Origin of the sequence: Allorhodopirellula solitaria (assembly GCF_007859855.1) — a bacterium.
GTDB classification, from domain to species: domain Bacteria; phylum Planctomycetota; class Planctomycetia; order Pirellulales; family Pirellulaceae; genus Rhodopirellula; species Rhodopirellula solitaria.
In genome coordinates this window covers 166200-174274 of sequence record NZ_SJPK01000008.1, presented here as the reverse complement: position 1 = coordinate 174274, position 8075 = coordinate 166200, and the positions used below count along the sequence as shown (strand labels likewise).

At 54.4% G+C, this 8075-nt stretch carries 4 protein-coding genes and 1 pseudogene; all 5 read right to left on the bottom strand.

From position 1 onward, the window contains the following. A pseudogene (locus CA85_RS25745) lies at positions 1 to 152 on the bottom strand (ISAs1 family transposase); the annotation flags it as partial. A gap of 626 nt (positions 153 to 778) precedes the next feature. Beyond that, entirely contained in the window at positions 779 to 2950 is a 2172-nt protein-coding gene (gene csb2 / locus CA85_RS16015) for a type I-G CRISPR-associated protein Csb2 (protein ID WP_146392340.1), read from the bottom strand. Positions 2951 to 2952: 2 nt separating this feature from the next. Continuing rightward, a complete protein-coding gene (gene cas7g, locus CA85_RS16010; protein ID WP_222435463.1) occupies positions 2953 to 4125 on the bottom strand; it encodes a type I-G CRISPR-associated RAMP protein Csb1/Cas7g in 1173 nt (390 codons plus the stop codon). Further along, positions 4118 to 5029 carry a type I-G CRISPR-associated protein Cas8g2 gene (gene cas8g2, locus CA85_RS16005; RefSeq protein WP_146392338.1) on the bottom strand — a complete coding sequence of 304 codons (912 nt, stop codon included), beginning with the start codon at positions 5027 to 5029 and terminating at the stop codon, positions 4118 to 4120. The genes cas7g and cas8g2 overlap by 8 nt, the downstream gene beginning before the upstream one ends. Further along, complete coding sequence (gene cas3g, locus CA85_RS16000) at positions 5022 to 7904, bottom strand: type I-G CRISPR-associated helicase/endonuclease Cas3g (protein ID WP_186774992.1); 2883 nt, start codon at positions 7902 to 7904, stop codon at positions 5022 to 5024. The genes cas8g2 and cas3g overlap by 8 nt, the downstream gene beginning before the upstream one ends. Between the last annotated feature and the right edge of the window lie 171 nt (positions 7905 to 8075).

The window sequence follows — 8075 nt, the reverse complement described above, 5'->3', positions numbered from 1 at the left end:
TGCGGTCCATCGGCTCCTGCAATGACCGCCATGATACAAATGACGAGTAGATCGCCGAAGATATGGAGTCGATTAACGTGGGAACGAGGGTCGTTGAGTTCGTCAAAACAAGTGAGTATCGAATCGACGTTATCGAACTGGATTTCGGCCATAGAGATGAATATTGGAAAGCGATGGGAAGCGAACAAATCACCTCCATATCATCACCTAAAAACCGGCCGAGCGCAACTCGACGCATACTGCCCATTTAGCCCAGAGTGCGCGTTGGCCGTGGCCGACCATGGGCAATTTCGAAGGATCCTGCGGCGTCGGAAATGCGATCTGCCACGCAATCGCTAAGTCGCACAGAAACCGAAAGGTGCCCTCGGCTGACATCGTCTGTAACCGTGTTCAGCGGTCATTCTGCCACGGCTACCCGCATTTCGACCACCACCGCCATGCAGGCAAAATACAACATTCGGATTCGCCCAAAATAATCGCGGATGGGTATTTCTTCGCTCGCCCTGTTCTGCGGCGAATCTGATTCACGGCGTTCTAAGCAGGTATGGGTAATTCTTTCGGTGTAACTCAATTAGCCGGTGGGCGCTAGCCCCGGTTTTCTCGCATTAAACGCGAAGCGTCAATGGAAACGGGGCTAGCGCCCACCGGCTAATATACCGAACAATTTGTTCATACCTGCTTACTTACAATGACGCGAGCAAGAAAATGGCCATGATTCGAACCTGAAGCTGAGTCCGCGTACGTTTTCTTCATCCGTACTATTTTCTTGGCCACGCTATCAATCAGATACTCTATTTGCAGTGAAAACGCCACCTCCGTGATGCCGAGTCTTGCCGAGGATAATTGGGCCAGCAATCGCCTGTTTGAATTCGAGACGCAGCATACACTGAAGACCGGAACCGGAAACTGCCGTCCAATTCTTAATTGCAATGGTAGGCTGCGGTATTCCTCTGCGACTACACTCGGCTAATACATCGCGTTTAATCAGATTTCCTGCTGTTGTCTTCTTACCGTGACGGTTGACGCTGTAGGGCGTGAGTGACTCCCAGACTGGCGAGCGACAAAAGAGTGGATCACTCGCTAAGTCGATGCCAGTTGGGTAGAGACGCAGGTTTCCGTCACGTCCAGCGCGCAGGTGAGCGAACTGAGCCAAAGCGAGTTCAAGCGTCTTGCTATGTCGGTTCGATCGGCCGATCGAGGCGTCAAGCATCTCAGGTTGAAGAACCAACAAACGACTTCGCACGGGATCGAATGTATACGTCAGGTGTGGCTGTCTTGATGAGTCTGCTGGATCGCCCGTTTTCAAATGGCCGCTGAAATAGGCTGGCAGGTCCGATGTCTTGCATACGTCTCGAACGCGCGCCATGACGGCGTTGCGTAGCGATCGCGACAAGCGGACGGGATCCGGCTTGCTCGACAATCCAGACTCGATAGTGAACGCGAGCACACCCGATGAAGTCGCAGTGGGTTGGAGCAAGCCGAGCCCCAAAAAACGTCCATCACCAAGCAACAGAGGACCACTAACCGGTTTTTCAAATTCCAATTGCGCGTGCCATAGTGTGTGTTTGCTAAAGCGATCTCCGGCGGCAAAATCATCTGCTCGCTGGCCACGCGCGGTGAACGGTTCTTTTTGTAGGCGAAGGCGAGTCAATCTAGCGAGCACGCTGGCGTGACGTAGAGCCTGACGGAGTGCGGACGCTGCGTTTTCCTGCTCGAACCTTCGCTCCGCAGTGCCCTTTTTATCGTGAGCAACTCGTTTGCGATGGTCCGGTTCAAGCCTGCGGCGAGCGGCCCCAGACAGCGCGATCGGCGTCACGGTTTGCCACATTCTCGATCCTCCAACGTTAACACCATAATGTTCGAGCTGACGGTTCGGCTGCGACCGTATAAGATCGATCGTGCGCCCGTAGCGGCTGAGCATCTGGCCCGAGAATGCCCAGGCGACGTCATCGGCAAGTAAGGGGCAATAGCCAGGAATCTCGATGACGACGCGACGAATCTGTTGGTCGGCATGTTCGTGGCCGATCGATGGTAGTGCAATGATGCGAGCGCGCGCTTTAATTGGTCCCGCATTCTCGCCGCTTGACGTGCGGCCAATTAAGGCTTGGCCGATCTCAGCTTGCTGATCTGGCAGCGTCTTGATAAGTCGCTCGACTGCGGCATCGCGAATCGTCTTGACCAGTTCGATAACTTCCGTGGCTGGCCAGACCGCTAGATTTGACGTCTGACGATCAGTAAGGTCAAAAGAGAGTCGCGTCACAGAATTGTCATACGATACTAGTCTCCACTTTGGCTTGGCTCGTCGACGAAATGTCTGTCCCTTTCCGTCTGCGGTCATCGCGTAGCGATTGGACATATCAGCATGACGCTGGATCAGGCTGGCAACCGTTCCAGACGTTGGACACTCTGTGCTACCGCTTCCCGATGATGGGCGCAGCACAGGTCCGCGATGCGAGTGCAGACGTTCATCAAGCTCGTCCGTCGAGAGTAACTCGGCCCATGCCCATGCCGTATCGACCCCGCGACCGAGCTGAAAGACACCATCGGCCAAAGCACATATTTGTTCGACGTGAGCATCATCAAGCGATGATTGCTCATTCAAATGCCAGCAGAACACGAACGGAATTTCGCAATCGAACAACAGTGGTCGAGTCGATTTCTTCGTTCGGATTTCGCCAATGCGGCGATGATCGCCTTGCTTGGCGTCCAAATCGTTATTGGGGACGAAATTCGTAACGGGCTGGCCGCCAAGCGTCACCGGAGCGGCCATGATCGGCGGCGACTGACGCTCCAACCACTCGAGTGCCTCAATCGATTCGTCAGAAATCGGGCCCGACAGACCGCGTCCGGCAATCAGCGATTGAAACAATCGGGCTGGCGATGGCGTAGAACCCGCGCCATGATACCAACCTTCATGCAGCCGAACGGAAATGACCAGTGCGTTGCTCATGGCTACTCCGCTTCCTCTTCAGTCGTCTTGCCGAGCAATTCCTTGGCGGCCTTCATGTCGAAGTCATGCTCGGACTTCAGATCGAGTTTTACCCAGGCCTTTCCGAGTGGTTTGTATGCAGACTCTGCGTAGTTCTTGAGCAATTCGGCAGCTTCTTCGCTGTTAAGATCGACAGACTTCTTATCCCCACGTCGTGGCACGACCTTCCAATCGTCCTGTTCGTCGGCGATTCGTAGGTTGCAGCCTTCGCGAAGAAACATATCAATGTCCGTCGTCGCGGTTAATAACGAAAGCGCGAGCAGGTACTTGCGTAGTGTTTCAGTTTCGGCGTCGTCTGCTCCAACGAGTCCACGCAACGCGACCAGGTTAATCGTGACGTGTCGTTCGATGTTGCCGCGAACGACGATTCCGCCGAGTCCTTTGGCTGGTGCATCATTGAAACCTTTTTCTGACAGCTTTTTGCCCTTGGGAAGGGCCTTTTTCAACGCCTCGCGTTGGTCTTCGTCGAGAGCCTTCCAGATCGAATTGAATTGCGATGCAGTGGTTAGTGGGTCCACGTCCCAGGCGCGAATAATGCTGCGGACTAGGCGGGGTAGTTTCTCTCCCGATCCGCCACGTGAGTCCCAGCATCCAAAGACCAGTGAAGTCGGCGCGACGGACGCCAGGGGCATCGCGTTGCCTGTCTTACGAAGATCCTCGAATGCTTCCTGAACCGTTGGCAGCAAGGTGGGTGAAGATTGGACAACTGCGTCAGCTGCCCGGTGTGCAAGCTCAAACAGCGAGCGTTTCTCTTTCCACGGGTTCTCGCACTTGCCAGTGGTCGGCTTCTTCGCCTGCTCGCAAGCATCGCATTTGCCGCAAGGTTCCGTCCGTAGCACAATATCAATCTGTGGCACGAAACCGGACAATGCGTGGCCTGATTCTGACTGGAATGCAGGCTCCAATCGGTTGGCTTGTGATCCAACACTGTCAATCAGGGCCACCCGAGTGCCATCGGCCAGCGTATCGATGTTATAGCCGACGTCCGCAAATGTGGGCGGATAGACGATCTGGTCCTCGCCGTCTTCACCTTCAACGGACAGCAGGCGCTGACGCATGCTGAGGGCAACGGGGCCGGTTAGGTCCGTTGCCCATTGGTTAAGCAATTCGATGGTTAATGGCATAGTGTCACTCATTTTCGATTTCCTCATAGACAGTGGTAATACAGCGTGACTGGCCTTCTTTTCCAGGCCAACCGAGTTTCATACGGAAAGTACGCTGTGGAAAGGGAAGTTCTGGGGCACCCAGCGACGCCCGCAGAAAGAATGGATCGAATAGATCAGCAGTAGAGCCGACCCCAAGTGTTCCGTATCGATAGAGGAGCTTATTGAGAAACTCGGGCCGCGCATTGGTCAATCCAATGGCCGCCAAAACTTCAACTATGGGATAACCAACCGTCTTGAAACGGGGTCCGCTGTGTGCGTTTAACGAAAATCCGATGTCGATCGGTATATAGTCGCGTCGCCAATCCAATCGAAAGCTACTGCTTTGCTCGGCCCAGGCCGCAAACGGGTCGTTGATGGAGGCTGGTATATCGTCTCGAACTAAATCGAGTGCATCTCGAGCCAGCGCGGCACCGGGATATCCAGCTGCTCCCGCCCAAAACTTGACGTTGTCTCGACCGGTTTCCGCGCGATTATCGCCCCAGTGTCCTATCTCAATCCTTGTCGCTGACTCGTGTTGTGCCGACGACTCTACAACCAGTACCGCAGGCAAGGTTGCTGGACTTGCGGGCGGCGGGAATGGGAACGGGGTATCCGTCGAATACTGTTCTGTGTCAATGTCCCAGCCTGATGTATCAAGTCCGAGAACTCTCGCACTTCGCGATGTCACAGACGCATGTTGTAGAAACAACAACACGACCTCATAGGGATTTCCGACGGTATCAGCGCTGAGCCGAAAGCGAACGTCTGACTCATCGGACCAATCGAAGCCACCGCGGGCGTTTCCCAGCAAAATGTCGGCCGCTTCTAGGAAACCAAGGCAGGCAAACACCTGCCCCGGATTGAGCAAATCAACGGGAATCGAAGCTTCAGCCATGAATGCTCTCCGGGTGTTCGGTGTTAATGTCTTTGCTTGTTGGTTCTTTTTCATCGACGAGTGCGGAGGCTCGATGATCGGCTGCGCGTAGAATCGATTCGAGCCACGCTAATCCCCACGGCCCCCATTGCTGCTGGAGCCGAGCGAATCGCAGGGCGACGTCACGCACGCGTTCGGCAAGGGCGGAAGGCGGTGCGTCTTCGCATCCGTCGGTCCGAATGATTGGTCTACCAAAACCGTGATGTGCCGCGACAAGATGCAACGTCAGATCTTGCCTGTCTTCGCAAAGGCTACTGAAATCGGGATCGTTCTTTACCAGTGGCAGTGACCCGAACTCGTGTCGGTAGCCGTCCAGCAAACTGTTGCGAAACGGGCCGAGTGTTTTCGCGTACGGTCGCCCCTCTTCAGGTGCGCTAAAAGCATTCTGCCAACGATCGCAATTCTTGCCGTGATCATGGTTACGAGCCGCTATTTGAAAAACAAGAGTCAGCTCGCGGGATAAGCCAAGAGTTGTTGCGAGCCTAGCAACCTCTCGCTCGGTATCCGCCAGATGGTCTTCGAGCGTCCGCACACCGATCGATGAGCGGCTCTCTTCATTTGTAACCGCTTGGCGATACTTTTCGATAACGAGGAATCGCGACGGCTCGTCTTCGTAACTCGATTGGACTGGCAATCGATAGCAAACTCTCCAAACGCGGTCTTGTTGCTTTGAGGTCGTCGGTTCATTCAGCTCATCAGCCGACTGATCGACAATACGAAAAGCGGGGATTGGTTCGATGTCGTTGCTTTGAGCATCTTCTGCAACACGGATCCACGGGTTCGAATCAGTCGCATCCGCAGCCTCTGCCGGTTCCGTTATCCTCGCCTTGTTATCGAGCAGCCCGCCAGACAAACCGCCGATCCGAGAGTCGACAACCAGCGTACCACTGGAAAGCTGTCGTGAAAAATGCTTCTTTTCATCCTGGACCGACTTTCCCCCATCAAATCGCAACTCATCGAGCGTCAGTCTTCTTTCTACGTCACCTTTTCGATCTACCAAGATTGCGACGACATCGTCATTCTTGGGAAGACGTGCCAACTCCTCTGGCTTGGTGCTCTTGGCTGGTTTTTCTTTGAGCTTAGTGATCCCATCCACTCGCTTGAGCAGCCATCTGAAGACTTCGTCGCTACGCGTCTCCAACTTCTCTGTCAAATGAATTGGTGCGGCTTCAAAAAAATCCGCAATTTGCTTATTGGTGCATCCGCTCGACAGTGTTGGCAAATACTTACGCCATACAACCGTTGTCTGAGGTTCATCATCGACCCAGCCACGTAGCCATGGTGCCACAAACGGTCGAGCCGAATGTTTTTCCAGTGATGTCATCGACCACGAGTCTAGAATTGGACGAGTCAACTGGGGACGCAACGGTGCGGGAGTCGTTGCATCGGCCAGAACGCTTGCAAGCCGATCATCCGTGTTTGCATTGATTTTCAACTGACGCAGCGCTTCGGGACTCGCATCTCTTGCCGATTCGCCTTCAATGAGCGGCAGAGCTTCCATCGCTGCACGATACTTCGGGGCCAATTCGAACTGTCTTACCACTTCGTGATCTTTTGCCCCACGCTGACGCTCAGCCTTCGCCTGGGCTTTACTCAGTGCGTCGGCTTCTTTTTTGTCGGGAACATCTCGCTGCAATAGCACATGCACCTCCGCCTCTCCCTCGCCCCGTCGATTGACGCGGCCAAAACGCTGCACCATTCGCTCGTACGCGACCAAATCGCCCACCATATGATCAGCATCCAGATCAACACCAACCTCCCCGGCGCTGGTCGCAAAGACGAAGGCGGGAGCATCAATGACAGCCTTCGAACCCGCAAGAAAACCATGGGCCTCAAGCCAAGCTTCGAGTTCTTGTCGTTCCCGAACCCGACGTGACCCAACAAATAACTGTTGAAATATCTTACGCGCCGGTATCCCTTGTTTCTTGTCGGCCTTGGCGAGTTTGGCAACGGCTTGCTCAACTTTCATCGCATCGGTCCGACGGGTGCAAAAAACGATGATGCGTTTCGCAACTGTCCCAAATCCGGAAAGCTTCCAAGCCTCCGTCGCGAGTCTCTCGACTAAGTCGTCATTGTCATTTTCTGGTTTGAGCAACCTCAGACGCTTGATCGCTCGAAGACGTTTGCCTGCGACTGGATGCTGAAGATCCTTGTCGTCAATCCGCAGCACGTTCTCCGATACTCCACGTCCCGTTGCTGAAAGCGAAATTAGAACAGATTGAGGTATGAGTAGGTCATTCGCGCGGTCGCCGCGCAGTACCTCATTGGGAGTGACGACGCGTTCCAAGAGAGCCTCGAATGGCGGAACCAGATGAGCTTCATCAATGATAAACAGAGAACCCGCACCGAGAAAACCAGCGTGATAGGGACGCATTTTGCGTGAGACTCCATAGCCTTGGAACAGCAATCGCGAGCCAATCATGTCGACCGTGCCGATAACGATTGCTGGCATAGAGGGATTCCTAAGCCACTGACCGTTGTCTGCAAATTGGCCTCGAAGCGTCGAGATAGGTAACCGCTCATCGCTCTGCAACCCAAGTAACTGGCTGGTCTCTCGATCCGTCGACACCCAATCCCGAAGCCTTTCCGCTTCTCGTGTCGCCTGATCCACGACCGCGCGGCGGTCAACGACGTATACAAGGCGTCTCGGCAGGTCTGCACCGCTGGCCAACGCGACCAACCAAGCGGCCATGACGCTCGTTTTGCCAAGCCCCGTCGGTACATCGAGCACCAACCGGTTACCAACTCTGCCTGTTAAGCGGTCCAACAGTGCATTCTGCCACGGAAATGGCTCGTTGGGTTCACTTAGGCCCAGTATTTCTTGCAGCGATATCATTCGTTCGTTCGTTTCCTCTAGCTGTCGTCCAGCAAGATTGCCTTGAAGCCATCCCGCCATTTGGAAGAACGCAACTTAACGGATCTCAGTGACACGTTTGGCCAGGGGGGGGTGTTGAATAGCTAACTTTTTGCAAGTTCTTTTCGTTTTCGTGGGCTCATCGGAGTCCGC